This is a genomic window from Synechococcus sp. 1G10, assembly GCF_002252625.1.
In the GTDB taxonomy this organism is placed as follows: Bacteria; Cyanobacteriota; Cyanobacteriia; order PCC-6307; family Cyanobiaceae; genus Regnicoccus_A.
In genome coordinates this window covers 55,027-71,247 of sequence record NZ_NQKW01000004.1, presented here as the reverse complement: position 1 = coordinate 71,247, position 16,221 = coordinate 55,027, and the positions used below count along the sequence as shown (strand labels likewise).

Below are 16,221 nucleotides of genomic sequence, written 5' to 3'. Positions count from 1 at the left end.
GGGTCAGGCGGCGAGGCTGCCCTGGGGCACGAGCTCGGCGTAGAGCTCCTCCAGCTGCTCGATGTTGCGGGCCAGGGTGTAGCGCTCCAGGACCCGCTCCCGGGCCCGGCGTCCCAGCTCGGCGGTCAGCACCGGTTGATCGCGCAGCACCGGCAGCAGCGTGCGCAGCTGGGTGGTCACACCCTGGGTGCTGATCACGATGCCGGCGCCTCCCTCCAGCACTTCGCCGTCGGCGCCGGCATCGGTGGCCACGCAGGCGGTGCCGCTGGCCATTGCCTCCAGCAGGGCCAGGGAGAGCCCCTCAACCAAGGAGGGCAGCAGGAAGACATCGGCTGCCTGCAGCAGAGCCACCCGCTGGTGCAGGTTCGCTTCGTAGCCCCACCAGAGCACGTCCTGCTCGTCGCTGTTGCCCTGCAGGGCCTGGCGCAGAGGGCCATCTCCGACGATCACCAGCAGGCAGCCCGCCGGCCGCACCAGCCGCCAGGCCCGCAGCAGCGCTTCCACGTTCTTCTCGGTGGCCAGCCGTCCCATGTAGAGGAAGAGGCGGCGCTGGCCAAGGCGGTCACGGAGACTGGCCAGTTCCCGCGAGGGTGCCGCCGGATCGGGAGGGCACCACAGGCCTGGATCAACCCCGTTGGGGATCACGGCCAGCCGGTCCTCGCGCACGCCCAGCCGGGCCAGCACCTCGGCTTGGAGCTCAGAGAAGACGATCACCCGATCGAAGCGGGCCAGTGCCGGGGCGTAGAGCTGGTAGGTGAGCTGCTGGGTTCCGGCGGTGATGTTGCGCAAGCCGGCGTCGAAAGCCGGATGGAACGTGGCAACCAGCGGTACCCCCAGGTGCTGGCAGAGATCCGGCAAGCGGAAATCCAGGGGGGAGAGCGTGAGGCTGGCGTGCACCAGGTCGGGGCGCAGGCGCTCCAGCGATTCCCTCAGCTCACGCTGGGCTCCCGGCGAGGGAATCGTGTACACCTGGGATTTCACCAGGTAAGGCAGCGCCACCTCATCAGCCCCAGCCCGGGGGTAATCCGTTGGGACCAGGCTCCGAGGTTGGGGCCCATCAATGTTCTGGCCGGGATCCCAGGAGCGCCCAAGGCCAGTGGGAGGAGTATCGAAATGAATGAAGCTGACCTGATGGCCGTGTTGCCGGAGCCGCTCGGTAATGGAGAGGCTGTAGGTGACGTTGCCGCAGAAGGGTGACTTCTTGCCCAGCCAGGCGATATGGGCCAACACTTCAGGCCTCGTCCTGGACAGAACGCTAGCAGCGCTGCCAGGGCTTCTCGATCAGGGCCGCCACCAGGGTGATCGCCGCCAGTCCCCACAGCACCGGCATCAGTCCGTAGTGGCTCACCACAGCTCCGGCCAGTACCAGGGGCAGGCTGAGCGCCACGTTGATCATGTTGTTCTGCAGGCCGAAGACTTTGCCGCGCATTGCTTCCGGGGTGTCGTCCTGGATGGTGGTCTGGGAGGGGATGGCCACCAGCGCCGCGCCGATGCCGAGCAGGCCGCAGAGTCCGAGAGTGAGCAGAAGGCTTCCCCGTCCCTCGCCGAGCAGCACCAGGCTGAAGGCAATCATCATCAGGCCGGTGGAGGCCATACGCCTGCGGTTGAGACCCTGGCCCAGCTGGGCCACACCAAGGGCTCCGCAGGCCATGCCCGCGCCGCTCATGGCCAGCAAGGTGCCGAAGCGGGTCGGGCCCAGCCCTTCGATGGCCGAGGCCAGGCTGATGGCGAGCACATAGAGCGCCGCCAGGATGCTGTACAGGAGAACCAGTTGCAGCAGGGCTCTCCGCACACTGGCCCGTTCGCGCAACACCTCAATTCCCTCGGCGATCTCACTCCAGACGCTGGTGCCCCGCTCCACCCGTTCCGGTTCTTCCATCCGGATCATGCTGATGAACAGGGCCGCCAGCCCGTAGCAGAGCGGCAGCAGGACGAATTCTCCGCCGCCGATGCCGATCGCCTCGAGGCTGGAGCGCAGCAGCCGCAGCACCGGATCACCGATGGCGAAGCCCACGATGGTGGCCCCCATGCTGGTTGCCTGATACAGCGACATGGCCGCAAGCATGCGCGGCCTCGGCACCAGCAACGGGATCGCCGCCTGCTCGGCCGGCGCGAAGAACTGGGTGAGCACTGACTCCAGGAAGGTCATGACCACCAGACCCCAATAGCCCCAGCTCAGCCCCAGCCACTGGGGCCCTGGCAACAGTGCAAGAGGGGCCAGCAGGGTGAGGCCGGCCCGCAGTCCGTTGGAGGCCACCATCACCTGGCGCTTGGGCCAGCGGTCGGCCCAGACACCAGCCACCGTGCCCAGCAGCATCGCCGGCACGGTGTTTGCTACGTAGATCCCAGTGGCCAGCAGGGTGATCATCTGGGCTCGGGTGTCCAGATCAAGCCGCAGACTGGCCGCCGCCTCGGCCAGAACCATGTTGTTCTGGGGGGTATCCGTCACCCAGTACTGGGCGATCAGGAACACCATCAACACGATGTAGAACTTGTCGGCCAGCTGGGAGAAGACCTGCCCAAGCCAGAGCCTGCGGAACTCAGGGAGGGCCAGCACGGCCTGCAGACCGGCGGTTCCCGTTTCAGTTGCTGGGCTGGTGCCTTCGGAAGGTTCCGGAAGGGGCGTGGCGGTCGGCCGGGACAATCCGCTTCAGGTGTCAGTCGTTCGGAGCCAATGATGGCGCAGCGCCATGGTGCCCCTGAGACACGGAGCTGAAGCAGCCCTGCAGCAGACCCAGGGCCTTCCCCCGGCAGCCGAGGTGCTCCTGGCACCACACCTGCACCAGTCCCAGCAGCCGCAGCCAGACCCAGGCCGGTCCCATCAGGCTGCCGTCGCGGCAGCGGGGCAGACCGGGTCGTGGCAGCCGTTGCAGCAGGGCCAACTCAGAAGCGTTCAGCACCAGCATCGCCCCGGCCACCGAGCCGATCACCAGGCCCTCGCTGGGCAGCAGGCTGCAGCGCCAGTCGCGGTTGCCCAGGGGAGGGGCCAGGGGCTCACCGCTGCGGGCACAGCGCTGCAGCGGTAGCCCGTAGCCCCCCAGCGCCAGCAGGTGCACATGCCCTTGCACGGCTATCGCAAGCGCCTCAAGGCTGTCCTGACGCTCGCTCACCACCGATTCCAGACGACGCAGCTGCAGGGTCAGGTCGTCGAGGGCTCCGGCCACCCCATCCCCGTCGGGCACCAGGCGCAGGCAGAGCTCCGCCAGCGACTGGGCGGCGGCGAGAGCTTCGAGGCGCTGGCCCAGCTGGCTGAAGTTGTGGATCACCCGAAGCTGGCGCACCCGCCGCAGGCCACGGCCACCGCCTACCTGGAGCCGCAACTGGGAGAGGGGCACGGCTGCCGCCAGGCTGCTGCGGGGCCGCCGGGCGCCAGGCACCGCCAGGCGGCTGAGGCCACCTTCTTCGCTGAGCAGGGTGAGCAGACGGTCATGTTCTCCGAGAGGGCCACATTTCAGCGAGAGACCCTCCAGCGACTCCTCGGGCATCAGGCCGGGGCGCGCATGGCCTCGATCAGGGCCACACCGCGGCTGGTGCCAAGGCGGGTGGCTCCTGCGGCCACCAGATCAAAGGCCTGCTCCAGCTCGGCGATGCCACCGGAAGCCTGGATGCCCGCACGCCCCCGGGCCAGCTCGCGCAAGTGGGCCACCTGCTCCGGGGTCACGGGTGATCCGAAGCCACTGCCGGTCTTGAGGTAGGCGGCTCCGGCATCGATCGAGGCCTCCACCAGCAGCTCCAGAGCGGCGGGATCCAGTCGGCCCACGTCCTGAATCACCTTGACCGGCAAGCCGAGTTCGACGATCGTCCCCAGCTCCTGATAAATCAAATTGCCGTTCCCATCGGCGAGGGCGCCGAAATCGGGCACCACATCAAGCTCGTCAGCGCCAGCGCTGGCGGCGGCCTCCGCTTCTGCCAGCTTGATCAAGGCCGGCACGGCGCCGAAGGGGAATGCCACCACGGCCACCAGCTTGACGCTGCCCGATCCCCCGAGCCGTTCGCGGGCGGCAGCCACCCAGCGAGATGAGACGCAGACTGCCGCAAAGCCATAGTTCCGCGCCTGATCACAGGCCTGGTGCACATGCTCCAGACCCCGGTGAGGATCCAGGAGGGCATGTTCAATGAGTGGGGCCAGATCGGGCAAGGGCCCCCTCAACCTTGAGTCACGCATCACCGGGGTCGGGTGGTTCAGGATGGGTCAGGATTCCTTCGGCTGGATCACACCGAATCCACCATGGTTGCGGCGATAGACCACCTGGATACCTCCGCTGGATTCCTCCCGGAACACATAAAAATCGTGGTCGATCAGCTCCAGCTGGTGCAGGGCTTGATCCAGGCTCATTGCAGGCATCGAGAAGTACTTGCGCCGCACGGCGGGGACAGGCAGGGCCGGCTCCCTGTCGCCGATCAGATCATGGGGAAGAACTTCCTCCAGGCTGGGCGGTTCGGTATCGTCGCCCGTGGCTCCAGATGATCCGGCGCCGTGGTGATCACTGAGGCGATCCTTGTAACGGCGGAGTTGGCGGCTCAGCTTGCTCGCCACCATGTCGATGCTGGCGTAGAGGTTCTCACTTCGTTCCTGGGCGCGGATCACCACCCCATTGGCATATACCGTGACCTCAGCGGTCTGTTGAGCCACCCTGGGATTGCGCGCCACGGAGAGATGAACATCGGCTTCTTTGACCAGCCCTTCGTAGTGATTGATGGCCCGTCCAAGCTTCGCTTCCGTGTAATCGCGGATCGCCGGCGTGACATCGAGATTGCGGCCGTGAATCAACAGCTTCATCGAGCAGTCCCCTCGCTGGTCGTTATGGATCAACTGTAGGAAGCCTTTCGCACATGACTCCGGCCCTCGACGCAATCCTTTTTGAACCACCCCTGCCCGTGCCTTTTGAGCAGGCCTGGGCCTGGCAGCGGCAGCTGCAGGCGCGGCTGCTGCGCGACCCCGATGGGCCAGAAGCTCTGCTGCTGCTCCAGCACCCCCCCTGCTACACCCTGGGCCGCGGCGCCAGCGAGGGGTTCCTGCGCTTCGATCCCGCCGATCCTCCCGCCCCCCTCTTCCGCATTGACCGCGGTGGCGAGGTGACCCACCACCTCCCCGGCCAGCTGGTGGCTTATCCGGTGCTGGCGCTGCAGCGCCATGGTGGTGATCTCCACCTATACCTGCGCGATCTGGAGGGAGTGGTGCTGGAGGTGCTGGCGGCCCTCGGGCTTCGAGGAGAGCGACAGAAGGGCCTGACCGGTGTCTGGCTGGAGGGGCGCAAGGTGGCGGCGATCGGCGTGAGTGCGCGCCGCTGGATCAGCCAGCACGGCCTTGCCCTCAACGTGACCTGCCCGCTGGAGGGGTTCAGCGCGATCGTCCCCTGCGGATTGAAGGGTCATGGGGTGACGCGACTGAGCGACTGGTGCCCAGGGATCACCACCGCGATGGTTCAGATCCTGTTGCGCCAGGCCCTGGCCCGGCGGTTCGGGTTGGGGCTCCGGCCACCGAAGCCCACGGAACTGCCCTGGCGGTGATAAGCCTGGGCCACGCTCAGGACGAAACGATGGATGGCAAGGCCTCCGCTGGCAGGCTTTCAGACAGCACAGCCTCGGTTCTCTGGTCGGGGGACCGGCTCGATGAACAGGCCCTGTCCCAGCGTGATGTCTGGCATGGACTTCAGGGGCTGGAGGCCCTCTGGCCGATCCTCGCCCAGCGTCATGGCGAGGCGATCGCCCTCGATGCCCCCCACGCCCGTCCGCCGGAGCAGCTCTCCTTCCGCGAGCTCGACGCCCGCATCGAGTGGGCAGCAGCGGCCTTCGCGCACCTCGGTCTTGGGGAGGGCGAGGTGGTGGCCCTGTTCGCGGAGAACAGTCCCCGCTGGCTGGTGGCTGATCAGGGGATCATGCGCTGCGGGGCGGCGGATGCCGTGCGCGGCAGCAGCGCACCCCTTGAGGAGCTGCTTTACATCCTTGACGACTGCGGCGCAGTCGGAATGGTGGTGGAGTCCGCGGCTCTGCTGGAGCGTCTGGCCCAGGAGCCCGAAGCCCTGGCCCGGTTGCGCTTCGTGGTGCTGCTGGAAGACGAAGCCCCAGCAATCGACAGCAGCACCTCATCGCCAGGGCCGCGTCAGCTGAGCTGGGAGGCCTTCGAGACCCTGGGCCGTGGGGGGAACGCCCCCGTGCCGCCATTGCCGAGCCGGGGCCCTGAGCGCCTGGCCACCCTGCTCTACACCTCGGGCACCACCGGCCGACCCAAGGGGGTTCCCCTCAGTCACGCCAATCTGCTGCACCAGCTGCGCACCCTTGGGGTGGCCGTGGCTCCGCGTCCGGCCGATCGAGTGCTCAGCGTGCTGCCGATCTGGCATGCCTACGAACGCACTGCCGAATACTTTCTGCTTTCCTGTGGCTGCCGCCAGAGCTACACCACCCTCAAGCATCTGCGCCCTGATCTCCAGCGGGTGAGGCCTCAGTACATGATCAGCGTGCCGAGGCTGTGGGAGGCCCTGCTGGCCGGCTTTGAGGACGCCCTTGAGGCCATGCCTCCCTCCCGTCAGGGCCTGATCCGCCAGGCCCTGCGGCTGAGCCGCTGGCATTGCCAGTCGCGCCGCCGCGCCCTTGATCTCACCCTGGAGCCCGAATCGCTGCCAGGACGTCTGGGCGCAGGCCTTGCCTGGTTGCTGAGCTTGCCGGGGCACCGCCTGGCTGCTGCCCTGCTCTGGCCCAAGGTGCGCCAGCAGCTCTCGGGCGGCGCCCTGCGCACGGCCATCAGTGGTGGAGGTGCACTGGCCTTGCATGTGGATGGCTTCTTCGAAGCGATCGGCATCGAGCTGCTCGTGGGTTATGGACTCACCGAAACCAGCCCGGTGCTGGCCTGTCGCCGCCCCTGGAGGAACCGACGTGGCAGCGCGGGGCAGCCCCTGCCGGATACGGAATTGCGCATCGTCGATCCCGAGAGCGGCGTGCCGCTGGGCTGGCGCCAGCGGGGCCGGGTTCTCGCCCGTGGCCCCCAGGTGATGGCCGGATACTTCGGCAAGCCCGAGGCCACCGCCGCGGTGCTGGATGGCGCCGGCTGGTTCGACACGGGCGATCTGGGCCGGCTTCTGGCTGATGGAACCCTGGTCCTCACCGGCCGGGCCAAGGACACGATCGTGCTCAGCAGTGGCGAAAACATCGAACCGGGTCCGCTGGAGGAGGCCCTGGTGGCCCATCCGCTGGTGGAGCAGGTGATGCTGGTGGGCCAGGACCGCCGTCAGCTCGCTGCCCTGGTGGTTCCCCGCCCGGAGCCACTGGCCGCCTTCGCCAGGGCGCGGGAGCTGACGGACCCGGGGGGTGCTGTTCCCGTATCGGATCGGGCCCTGCTGAGGGCCATCAGTGGCGAGTTCAACCGGTTGCTTGCGGCCAGGCCCGGATCGCGGCCCGACGAACGCCTGGCCGGAGTGGCCCTGGTGGAGCCCTTCTCGATCGAGAATGGGCTGCTCACCCAGACCCTCAAGCAACGCCGGGATCGCATCACCGACCGCGATGCGGGTGCCATAGAGGCCCTCTACCAGGCCTGAGCTCGCCGCCCCCGCGGTTGACCGCTGGACGACTGGCTGAGAGCCTGGTCTCTGCGATCCCCCTCCCATGACTGAAGGCCACACCCTCACGATCAAGCGCACGATCACGGTGCGGGCCGTGGTCACCCCCCGCTGGAAGGAGGATGCCGAGCGGGAGCTGAGTGCCGCGCTCAGCAACAGTGATCAGCAGCTGTCCCAGCTGGAGCAGGAGGGCCAGCAGCTGGTGGATGAGATCCGCCGACAGAGCCTGAACCCGCTCGATCCCCGCGTGCAGGAGCAGGTGGCCTCCGTGCAGCAGCAGGTGGCGGCGAAACGGGCCGAGTTCGAGGACCAGAAGCGCACCCTGCTGGAGCAGCAGCGCCAGGTGCGTGATCTCGAGTTCGATCAGATCGTCGACCAGGGCCAGATCGAGGGCACCTGCAAGATCAAGGTGGGCGACAACCTGGTGGAGAAGTTGCAGGTGGCCGTGCTGGTCCGCGACGGCGTGGTGGAGGCGATCGAGGGGGGCTGATCTTCTGGATCGGTGATCGGATGGTTCCCACGTAAAATCCCGATGCAGCCTGCATTGGGATCAGGACTTTGGCGACCCACGAAATCTTCATGCCCGCCCTGAGCTCCACGATGACGGAGGGCAAGATCGTGGAGTGGCTGAAGAAGCCCGGGGATCGCGTCGAGAGGGGCGAATCGGTGCTGGTCGTGGAGTCCGACAAGGCCGACATGGATGTGGAGGCCTTCCAGGAGGGCTTTCTCGCCTCGGTGCTGCTTCCCTCCGGCGGTACGGCCCCGGTGGGTGAAACGATCGGTCTGATTGTCGAAACCGAGGCGGAGATCGCGGCGGTTCAGGCTTCTGCGCCGGCGGCACCGGCAACGGCAACGGCTGCCCCGGTTGCACCAGCACCAGCTGCGGCCCCAGCCGCTGTGGCTGCTGCTGCTCCTGCTCCTCCCGCTGCATCTGCAGCGGCTCCGGCTGCTGTGGCCACGGCAGTGCCCGCACCAGTACCTGTTCCCGTGGCCGGCGGGCGGCTGGTGGCCACACCGCGCGCGCGCAAGCTCGCCGCTCAGCTTGGTGTGGCTCTTGAAAGCCTGCGGGGCAGTGGCCCCCATGGCCGCATCCAGGCCGAAGACGTTGAGCGAGCCGCTGGTCATGCGGCCAGCATTCCCCGCGTGGCGGAGGGCACTGCTCCGGCGGTTTCGGCCACGCCTGCCGCCGCCGCCTCTCCCAACGGCTCAGCCGCACCGGCCCCCGTTGGCCAGACCTTCGGCAACCCTGGCGACACCATTGCTTTCAACACGCTGCAGGCGGCGGTCAACCGCAACATGCTGGCCAGCCTGGCAGTGCCCTGTTTTCACGTGGGCTACACGATCGGCACCGACCGGCTTGATGCGTTCGCCAAGACGGTCAAGAGCAAGGGCGTCACCATGACGGCCCTGCTCGCCAAGGCGGTGGGTGTGGTTCTCGCCCGTCACCCCCAGGTCAATGCATCCTTCAGCGAGGCCGGCATGGTCTATCCCCTCGCCATCAATGTCGCCGTGGCGGTGGCCATGGATGATGGAGGTCTGATCACTCCGGTTCTGGCCGCAGCCGACCGCACCGATCTCTACAGCCTCTCGCGCTCGTGGGCCGACCTGGTGGCTCGCTCCCGCTCCAAGCAGCTCAAGCCCGAGGAGTACAGCACCGGTACCTTCACCCTCTCCAATCTGGGCATGTACGGCGTCGACCGCTTCGACGCGATCCTGCCACCGGGCACAGGAGCGATCCTGGCCGTGGCGGCTTCCCGTCCAGCCGTGGTGGCCGGCAAGGATGGCTCGATTGCTGTCAAGCGCCAGATGCAGGTGAACCTCACGGCCGATCACCGGGTCATCTACGGCACCCATGCCGCTGCTTTCCTCAAGGATCTGGCCCAGCTGATCGAGACGGCGCCAGAAAGCCTGGCCCTCTGACTTTCGTTGTTTCCTCGGCCCCTCCGGGGCCTGCACCCCTGAGCGATCCGTCCGCTGATCTGCGGCTCTCCAGTTACACCTACGACCTGCCGCCGTCGTTCATCGCCCAGACGCCCGTCGAGCCGCGCCACAGCGCCCGCTTGCTGGCCCTGGGCCCCGCCACAGTCGGCTCAGGCGCAGAGCAGCAGGTCAGACATCTCAGTGTCTGGGACCTGCAGGAGGAGTTGCTCCCGGGCGATCTGCTTGTTGTCAACGACACGCGGGTGCTCAAGGCCCGGCTGCAGGCCCGCCGCGCCAGCGGAGGTGCCGTGGAGCTGCTCGTGCTCCAACCCCACAACAGTGCGGCCCCTCGGGAGGCGGCCGTGGCTTCCAGCGACAGTTGCTGGATCTGCCTGGTGCGTCCAGGTAAGCGGGTGCGGCCTGGTGAGGTGCTCCAGCTCGAAGCCGCCGGCCAGCCGTCCCTGCCGCTGGAGGTGGTGGCGCTCGACGAGACCACAGGTGGACGGGTGATCCGCTTCCCGCCCGGCTGCATCGACGCCGCTTCGATCGAAGCTCTGTTGCAGCGCTATGGGGCGATGCCGCTGCCTCCCTACATCCAGCATCCGGATCCTGAGCAGGAAAGCCGCTACCAGACCCGCTATGCCACCAGGCCCGGAGCAGTGGCCGCACCGACGGCTGGCCTTCACCTGAGTGATGAGCTGCTGGAGGCGATCCGCGCCAGGGGCGTGGACATCGCCACCGCCACGCTGCACGTGGGCATCGGCACCTTTCGCCCCCTGGAGGAGGAGGACCTCTCCAGCCTTGATCTGCACAGCGAGTGGGTGGAGATCAGCGAGGATCTGGTGGACGCGGTGGCTGCGTGTCGGTTGCGCGGCGGGCGGGTGATCGCGATCGGCACCACCAGCGTCCGCAGCCTGGAGGGTGTGGCGGCGCTCCATGACGGCAACCTGGTGCCCTTCCGCGGACCGGTCAATCTGGTGATCCAGCCTGGATTCCGCTTTCAGGTGGTGCAGGGACTGCTCACCAATTTCCACCTGCCACGCAGCTCGCTGTTGCTGCTGGTGAGTGCCCTGATCGGTCGGCCGCGGCTGCTGGAGCTCTACGAGGAGGCCAAGCGCCAGGGTTATCGATTCTTCTCTTATGGCGATGCCATGTGGATCGCTCCTGAAGCGGTTCAGGAGGCGGCTCGCCCCTGAGCGGGCGGCCACCTCTGGCTGGATGGCCCCAAGGGGCCTCTGAGAATCAGGCGGCGGCCAGGTTGGCGGCGACGAAGTCCCAGTTCACCAGCTTCTCGAGGAAGGTGGTCATGTAATCCGGGCGCCTGTTCTGATAGTCGAGGTAGTAGGCATGTTCCCAGACATCCATCGTCAGGAGTGCCTTCTGACCGTGGGCGAGGGGCAGATCAGCGTTGGCGGTCTTGGTGATCTTCAGCGTGCCGCCATCGAGGATCAGCCAGGCCCAGCCACTGCCGAACTGGGTGGCACCAGCGGTCTTGAACTGCTCCACGAAGGCCTCGAAGCTGCCGAAGTCGGCGTTGATTTTCTCGGCGAGGGCTCCGCTGGGCTGGCCACCACCACCGGGTTTCATGCACTGCCAGTAGAAGCTGTGGTTCCACACCTGGGCCGCGTTGTTGAACACCCCCGCCTTGGAGGAATCTCCAGCCACGCTCGTGATCACGTCCTCGAGACTCTGGCCGTCAAGGTCGGTGCCCTCGATCAGTTTGTTGAGGTTGGTGACGTAGGCAGCGTGGTGCTTGCCGTGATGAAACTCGAGGGTGTTCTGCGAGATATGGGGTTCGAGCGCGTTGATCTCGTAAGGGAGAGCGGGCAGCGTGTGAGCCATGAACAGTTCAACGAAGGAGGAAAGGGCGGAGCCCACGGGGGACCGCCAGTTAGGCGGCATGTCACAGGCCTGTGACTGAGTCCCGGCGGCACGTCGAGAAAAGGCGAGCCGGATCTGTCACCAATGTGACCATGAACAGCTTGACCGGCGGTCCACCGGAGGACTCATATTAACGAGACGCGCCCTGGCCCAGTTGCAGGACGCGGTTCAGCCTCCGACCCCAAGCAGTTCCACCTCAAATGTGAGGGTGGCGTTGGGGGGAATGACTCCGCCAGCGCCCCGTTCGCCGTAGGCCAGATCCGGTGGGATCACCAGTTTGCGCTTGCCGCCCACCTTCATCCCGGCCACACCTTCATCCCAGCCCTTGATCACCCGACCGGCTCCAAGCGGGAAGGAGAAGGGGCCGCGGCCGTAGCTGCTGTCGAATTCCTTGCCGCTGGCGAGGGTGCCGCGATAGTTGACCTGGACGGGCTGGCCGCTCACGGCTTCGGCACCCTCGCCGACCACCAGATCGGTGATGCGCAGGCCACTGGGGGTGACCACTTCCTTGGCGGCCACCAGTTCGCCTCCCAGGCCGGAAGCGTCGGCGAGGGCAGCGGGGTCGATGGGACTGTCGGAGGCCATGGTGAACAGCGAGGGATTCGGATCGTCGGGGTCAAGCTCGATCCGACCGCTGGGTGCGGCAGGTGCCTGATTGATGGCTGAGCTCAGCGAAGCAACGGCAGCTGAGCCCAGGGAGGCAGTGCTGACAGCACCGCTGCCGCTGGCCTCGACTGTGCTGGGAGAAATCAGCTGACTGGCCAGGGCCAGCAGCAGGCAGGCGACGCAGACGCCGGTGCTGATCAGGATGTCACGCATGGGTCGGTGTCTGGCGGCCTGGCCGCAACGAGTTGGCAGGCATTCTGCCAGCGCCGGGGATGACGACTCCTGTGCCCCGTCAGTCGGGCACTTCGGCCCCTTCACGTCGGCTGCGCAGCTGTTGCTCCAGCCGGTCGATGCGGCCCCTCAGCTCATCCACCTCGCGCTGGCGTGCCAGCCCCAAGTCTTGAAGGAAGTGATCGATGCCGCGCTCCATGGTGCGCTCTGCCTGCTTCTCCAGCTCTGGGTTCTCTCCCCGCAGCGAGCGCATCACGTCATCGACGAGCACGGAGGCTTCGCCGGGATCCAGGCGGCCGCTCGTCACCCAGGCCTGGGTGACGTTGCGCAGACGGTCGGCCACCAGGGAACTGGTGCCCAGTCCACGCAGGATCAGTTGCTGGAGCAGATTGTCCCGGTCCATGGCGGCAAGCGCTGACCACCTGATGATGTCGTTGCACGCCGGCGCAGGCCATGGGAGATGACCGGCGCCTGAGGGTGATCACCGCCCTTGCCGGTGCTCTGGCGGGGCTTTCCCTGGCACCCCTGGGCCTGCCGCCGCTGCTCTGGCTGGCGCTGGTTCCGCTCTGGGGAGCCACTCCCGCCGCCGCCGGCCTCTGGGGGGGCGCTGCAGTGCTGGTCAGCCATCGCTGGCTGCTGTGGTTGCATCCCCTCGACTGGATCGGTGTCCCCGCCCCCCTGAGCCTGCCGATCTGCCTGGCGCTCTGGTTGGCCTGCGGACTCGCCGGTGGGGGGCTGGTGGCGATCTGGGGCTGGCTGGTACGCCGCCTTGACCCCCGCCGCCTCGCCACGGCGCTGCTGGCCTCCGGGCTCTGGGGGCTGGCGGAAGTGCTCCTGGCCGCCGGACCCCTGTTCTGGATCGGGCTGGGGGCCTCCCCCCTGCCCGCCGATCGGGCTCTGGCCGGGCTGGCGGCTGTGGGCGGATCCGGCCTTGTCGCTGCCGTGCAGCTGTTGATCGGCTGGTTCTGCTGGCGCACTCTTGTGGCGCCTGCGGTCAGCCGGCGCGGCTGGGTCCTTGGTCTGGCCGCTCTGCTGCTGTTCAGCCACGGCCTCGGCTGGAGCCAGCTGCGGGCAGATCGGGTGGAGCGGGGGGAGTCCTTCCGGGTGATGGTGCTGCAACCAGCTCTGCCCACCCGGGAGAAGTTCGAGCCCGAGCGCCAGCGGAACCTGCTGATGCAGATCGCCAGGGGCCGTCAGCAGGCGGCCGCCCTGGGGGTGCCCCTGCTTCTGCCGGAAGGAACGTTGGTGCTAGGGCAGGCCATGCCCGAGGCCGAGGCGGAAGTACTCAGTGGTGGCTTTCGCCTTGAGGGGGAGGAGTTGCGCAGCAGCGTCCTCCGATTCGAGCCCAGCTCGAGTGAAGCCTCCAGTTGGGTCGACAAGGCCAGGGTGGTGCCTCTGGGCGAATGGGTGCCCCTGGCGCGGTTCTGGCGCTGGGGTGGACTGTCTGCCGTGGGGGGTGTGGAGCCGGGGCCGCCTGCTCGGCTTCTCAGACGCAGCGGCGCGGATCCGGCGGTGGCGATCTGTTACGAGCTGGCCAATGGCGAGGGTCTGCGCGAGGCCACCGCGGCGGGGGCAGGTTGGTTGATGGCCAGTGCCAATCTCGACCCCTATCCAGCTCTGCTGCGTGATCAGTTCACGGCACTGGCCCAGCTGCGGGCGATCGAAGTGGGCCGCTGGTTGGTGAGCACCGCCAACACAGGACCAAGTCTGGTGATCGACGCTCAGGGCGTTGTTCGCGCTGCCTTGCCGGCGGGGCGGGCCGAGCTGGGGTTGTTCGAACTGGAGTGGCTGAAGCGGGCCACGACCTACCAAATCTGGCGCGAAGCACCTCTGATCCTGATGATTCTGCTGGGGGGGGCGAGCTGGTGGTTCTGGTTTCAGCGACGTCGCCACGGCCATTCTCACTGAACGGATCAGATCGGTCTTGCCAGTGCAGAGAGGATCCTGAAACTTCGCAGCCATGACTCACCTGATCAGGATCAGGATGTCCTGACCGGAAATGCGCGATGACCAGGATCTTCGTTGGATCTGAACTGGGCTGACCAGGTTGCTTTGTCCGCCAACCTCAACGAACCCACGCCATTCAGTATGTTGTCTGAGATGTTCTCAAGCAATGCCATGTTGACTGGTGCCGATCTGCTCGCCAAGGTCAAGGAGCTGGGTGAGGTCAGCAAATCAGAGCTGGTGCGCTCTGCCGGCTACGTCAGCACCAAGAAGGACGGCAGTGAGCGATTGAATTTCACGGCGTTTTACGAAGCTCTGCTGGAAGCCAAGGGCGTCAACCTCGGCCCCAGCGGTGGCGGTCAGGCAGCCGGTAAAGGTGGACGCAAGCTCAGCTACATCGCCACTGTTCAAGGCAACGGCAACCTGCTGGTGGGCAAGGCTTACACGGCTCTGCTCGATCTCAAGCCCGGCGATGAGTTCGAGCTGAAGATCGGCCGCAAGCAGATTCGCCTGGTGCCTGTCGGTGCTGAAGACGAAGGGGAGGAGTGATCCTTTCCCCATCTGCCTGAAGCGGTTGGGGTGCCCGGACTGTTGTTCAGGGGGGCCCAATAAAAAAAACCCCGCCTCGGCGGGGTTGATCAAAGTGCCAGAGTCAGGCGGACCTGATCTGTCGTTCTGGAGGAGGCTCAGTAGCGGCTGCGACCACCGCCGCCGCCGCCGCCGCCACCGCCGTAGCCACCACCACCACCACCGCCGCCGTAGCCGCCGCCACCTCCGCGATTGCCACCACCGCCACCGCCGCCGCCACCGCGGGGCTCAGCCTTGTTGACCCGGATCATCCGGTTCATCCATTCGACGTTCTGAAGATCGTCGATGGCTTTCTGCTCTTCGGCGTCGTTCGCGAGTTCCACGAACGCGAAACCGCGCTTGCGTCCAGTTTCCCGATCAAGGGGCAGGCTGCACTGGCGCACTTCTCCGTACTGACTGAAAAGGTCACGGAGATCCTCTTGCTCGGCATCGAACGAGAGGTTGCCTACGTAGATTGTCATGTAACTTTAAATAACTTGAACGGATCCGTCGACGGCTGGAAGTGTTGCTCTCACCAGTGATCGAAAAATCAATAATCACTCTACACACGCCCCCGTCCCCAGATCCCCCTCCCACCCCCTTGGTGCCATGACTCCCCGTGAACTGTTGCTCGAAGGGTTGTGCAACCCCGCTGCGCTCGGCGATCAGCGGATCCGATCCCTGATCGAAGCTCTTGAGCGGGAGTCACCTGCTGATCTGCTGCAGCGGCCGCAGCATCTGGAGGGGGTCTGGGAGTTGCGCTGGAGCAGCAGCAAAGCCCCTTACCTGCGGGTTGCCCCGTGGATCGACAACCTTCAGGTGCTGGTCCCGGCCCGTGACCGGGCCATGAACCTGCTGCGCCTCACCGGTGCCTTCTCGGGACTGGGCGGTATCGCTGTGCTGGCGCGGATTGCCGTTCAGGGGCCCCAGCGGGTTTCGGTGAGCTTCGAGCGGGGAGGTTGGATCGGCCCGGCGCTGGGACCGATGCAGATGCGTCTGTTGCGTCAGGTGAGCCAGAGCTACCCGGCCTGGCTGGACATCACCGTTCTGGATCAGGAGTTGCGCATCTGCCGGGGACAGACCGGGACTCTCTTTGCCCTGCGCCGACGGGAAGAGCTGTGCTGCGACGACCTTCTCGCCCTGGCTGAACCTGCGCCCCAGCTCTGACCCGAGCGGGTGCAGAGGTTGGCGCCGCTGGGCTGCCCATGGCACTTTGATGGAATGGATCGGTTTCCCGACTTGGCTCCCGAAGTCGTTCTGATGGAACCGCGCCGTTTTGAGGACGTCCTGCAAGCGGTTCAGGCGGTGCGTGAGCGTAAGACCGTGGTGCTCAACTTCGGTTCGATGCCACCGGAGGAGGCCCAGCGCTCGGCGGATTTTGTCTCCGGCGGGGTTTTCGCTCTGGATGGGCACCAGGAGCGACTCGGGGAGATGGTCTTTCTCTTCGCCCCCTTCGGAGTGGATGTGAGCCGGGATCCCGGCAGTGGCGCCGAGCCGTGAGCCGCCGCCGTGAATCGCT

Annotated in this window: 18 protein-coding genes; 9 read left to right on the top strand and 9 right to left on the bottom strand. The window is 66.7% G+C overall.

The features are described from left to right. Positions 1-3: 3 nt before the first annotated feature. Genes CJZ82_RS04945 through hpf form a run of 5 tightly spaced genes read right to left on the bottom strand, consistent with a single transcriptional unit; the run spans position 4 to position 4,780 of the window. Complete coding sequence (locus CJZ82_RS04945) at positions 4-1,227, bottom strand: glycosyltransferase family 4 protein (RefSeq protein ID WP_094554690.1); 1,224 nt, start codon at positions 1,225-1,227, stop codon at positions 4-6. Between the two features lie 28 nt (positions 1,228-1,255). Next, entirely contained in the window at positions 1,256-2,644 is a 1,389-nt protein-coding gene (locus tag CJZ82_RS04940; RefSeq protein WP_094554689.1) for an MFS transporter, read from the bottom strand. Positions 2,645-2,657: 13 nt separating this feature from the next. Further along, positions 2,658-3,488 carry a DNA repair protein RecO gene (gene recO, locus CJZ82_RS04935; RefSeq protein ID WP_369820023.1) on the bottom strand — a complete coding sequence of 277 codons (831 nt, stop codon included), beginning with the start codon at positions 3,486-3,488 and terminating at the stop codon, positions 2,658-2,660. Then, on the bottom strand, positions 3,485-4,165 hold the full coding sequence (deoC, locus tag CJZ82_RS04930; protein ID WP_094554687.1) for a deoxyribose-phosphate aldolase: 681 nt from the start codon (positions 4,163-4,165) through the stop codon (positions 3,485-3,487). The genes recO and deoC overlap by 4 nt, the downstream gene beginning before the upstream one ends. Positions 4,166-4,192: 27 nt before the next feature. Beyond that, positions 4,193-4,780, bottom strand: coding sequence for a ribosome hibernation-promoting factor, HPF/YfiA family (hpf, locus tag CJZ82_RS04925; RefSeq protein WP_094554686.1), 588 nt, complete (start codon positions 4,778-4,780; stop codon positions 4,193-4,195). A 53-nt stretch (positions 4,781-4,833) separates the two neighbouring features. Between hpf and lipB the strand changes: the two genes are divergently transcribed. From lipB to queA, 5 genes are all read left to right on the top strand, one after another. Beyond that, positions 4,834-5,511 carry a lipoyl(octanoyl) transferase LipB gene (lipB, locus tag CJZ82_RS04920; protein ID WP_094554685.1) on the top strand — a complete coding sequence of 226 codons (678 nt, stop codon included), beginning with the start codon at positions 4,834-4,836 and terminating at the stop codon, positions 5,509-5,511. A gap of 29 nt (positions 5,512-5,540) precedes the next feature. Next, complete coding sequence (locus CJZ82_RS04915; RefSeq protein WP_094554684.1) at positions 5,541-7,532, top strand: AMP-binding protein; 1,992 nt, start codon at positions 5,541-5,543, stop codon at positions 7,530-7,532. A 67-nt stretch (positions 7,533-7,599) separates the two neighbouring features. Beyond that, positions 7,600-8,043: a YlqD family protein gene (locus CJZ82_RS04910; RefSeq protein WP_094554683.1), complete on the top strand. Its 444-nt coding sequence runs from the start codon at positions 7,600-7,602 to the stop codon at positions 8,041-8,043. 68 nt (positions 8,044-8,111) lie between these two features. After that, positions 8,112-9,473 (top strand): dihydrolipoamide acetyltransferase family protein, encoded by a 1,362-nt coding sequence (locus CJZ82_RS04905; protein ID WP_094554682.1) that lies wholly within the window; start codon positions 8,112-8,114, stop codon positions 9,471-9,473. A gap of 38 nt (positions 9,474-9,511) precedes the next feature. Continuing rightward, complete coding sequence (gene queA, locus CJZ82_RS04900; protein ID WP_094554819.1) at positions 9,512-10,669, top strand: tRNA preQ1(34) S-adenosylmethionine ribosyltransferase-isomerase QueA; 1,158 nt, start codon at positions 9,512-9,514, stop codon at positions 10,667-10,669. 46 nt (positions 10,670-10,715) lie between these two features. Here the strand turns inward: queA and CJZ82_RS04895 are convergent, their stop codons facing one another. The 3 genes from CJZ82_RS04895 to CJZ82_RS04885 all read right to left on the bottom strand — a co-directional run bounded on the left by CJZ82_RS04895 (position 10,716) and on the right by CJZ82_RS04885 (position 12,594). Beyond that, the gene (locus CJZ82_RS04895) at positions 10,716-11,315 is read right to left on the bottom strand and encodes a superoxide dismutase (protein ID WP_094554818.1); all 600 of its coding nucleotides are present in this window, start codon (positions 11,313-11,315) and stop codon (positions 10,716-10,718) included. Positions 11,316-11,522: 207 nt separating this feature from the next. Next, complete coding sequence (locus CJZ82_RS04890) at positions 11,523-12,173, bottom strand: FKBP-type peptidyl-prolyl cis-trans isomerase (RefSeq protein ID WP_094554681.1); 651 nt, start codon at positions 12,171-12,173, stop codon at positions 11,523-11,525. Positions 12,174-12,252: 79 nt separating this feature from the next. Further along, positions 12,253-12,594: a phasin family protein gene (locus tag CJZ82_RS04885; protein ID WP_094554680.1), complete on the bottom strand. Its 342-nt coding sequence runs from the start codon at positions 12,592-12,594 to the stop codon at positions 12,253-12,255. Between the two features lie 50 nt (positions 12,595-12,644). On the opposite strand from CJZ82_RS04885, the gene CJZ82_RS04880 reads away from it, so the two are divergent. Then, a complete protein-coding gene (locus CJZ82_RS04880) occupies positions 12,645-14,099 on the top strand; it encodes an apolipoprotein N-acyltransferase (protein WP_094554679.1) in 1,455 nt (484 codons plus the stop codon). Between the two features lie 210 nt (positions 14,100-14,309). Further along, positions 14,310-14,684: an AbrB family transcriptional regulator gene (locus CJZ82_RS04875; protein WP_094554817.1), complete on the top strand. Its 375-nt coding sequence runs from the start codon at positions 14,310-14,312 to the stop codon at positions 14,682-14,684. Between the two features lie 137 nt (positions 14,685-14,821). Here CJZ82_RS04875 and CJZ82_RS04870 read toward each other — a convergent pair whose 3' ends face one another. Then, entirely contained in the window at positions 14,822-15,184 is a 363-nt protein-coding gene (locus CJZ82_RS04870; protein WP_094554678.1) for an RNA-binding protein, read from the bottom strand. 127 nt (positions 15,185-15,311) lie between these two features. Here CJZ82_RS04870 and CJZ82_RS04865 point away from each other — a divergent pair, with 127 nt between their 5' ends. Beyond that, complete coding sequence (locus CJZ82_RS04865) at positions 15,312-15,869, top strand: PAP/fibrillin family protein (protein WP_233130058.1); 558 nt, start codon at positions 15,312-15,314, stop codon at positions 15,867-15,869. A 93-nt stretch (positions 15,870-15,962) separates the two neighbouring features. After that, positions 15,963-16,202 carry a cell division protein SepF gene (locus CJZ82_RS04860; RefSeq protein ID WP_094554815.1) on the top strand — a complete coding sequence of 80 codons (240 nt, stop codon included), beginning with the start codon at positions 15,963-15,965 and terminating at the stop codon, positions 16,200-16,202. The last annotated feature ends 19 nt before the right edge of the window (positions 16,203-16,221 follow it).

Bases quoted from the DNA above. Each gene is read 5' to 3' on its own strand.
- deoC (WP_094554687.1), bottom strand. From the start codon at position 4,165: ATGCGTGACTCAAGGTTGAGGGGGCCCTTGCCCGATCTGGCCCCACTC.
- hpf (WP_094554686.1), bottom strand. From the start codon at position 4,780: ATGAAGCTGTTGATTCACGGCCGCAATCTCGATGTCACGCCGGCGATC.
- lipB (WP_094554685.1), top strand. From the start codon at position 4,834: ATGACTCCGGCCCTCGACGCAATCCTTTTTGAACCACCCCTGCCCGTG.
- CJZ82_RS04915 (WP_094554684.1), top strand. From the start codon at position 5,541: ATGGATGGCAAGGCCTCCGCTGGCAGGCTTTCAGACAGCACAGCCTCG.
- CJZ82_RS04910 (WP_094554683.1), top strand. From the start codon at position 7,600: ATGACTGAAGGCCACACCCTCACGATCAAGCGCACGATCACGGTGCGG.
- CJZ82_RS04895 (WP_094554818.1), bottom strand. From the start codon at position 11,315: ATGGCTCACACGCTGCCCGCTCTCCCTTACGAGATCAACGCGCTCGAA.
- CJZ82_RS04890 (WP_094554681.1), bottom strand. From the start codon at position 12,173: ATGCGTGACATCCTGATCAGCACCGGCGTCTGCGTCGCCTGCCTGCTG.
- CJZ82_RS04885 (WP_094554680.1), bottom strand. From the start codon at position 12,594: ATGGACCGGGACAATCTGCTCCAGCAACTGATCCTGCGTGGACTGGGC.
- CJZ82_RS04880 (WP_094554679.1), top strand. From the start codon at position 12,645: ATGGGAGATGACCGGCGCCTGAGGGTGATCACCGCCCTTGCCGGTGCT.
- CJZ82_RS04875 (WP_094554817.1), top strand. From the start codon at position 14,310: ATGTTGACTGGTGCCGATCTGCTCGCCAAGGTCAAGGAGCTGGGTGAG.
- CJZ82_RS04870 (WP_094554678.1), bottom strand. From the start codon at position 15,184: ATGACAATCTACGTAGGCAACCTCTCGTTCGATGCCGAGCAAGAGGAT.
- CJZ82_RS04865 (WP_233130058.1), top strand. From the start codon at position 15,312: ATGACTCCCCGTGAACTGTTGCTCGAAGGGTTGTGCAACCCCGCTGCG.
- CJZ82_RS04860 (WP_094554815.1), top strand. From the start codon at position 15,963: ATGGAACCGCGCCGTTTTGAGGACGTCCTGCAAGCGGTTCAGGCGGTG.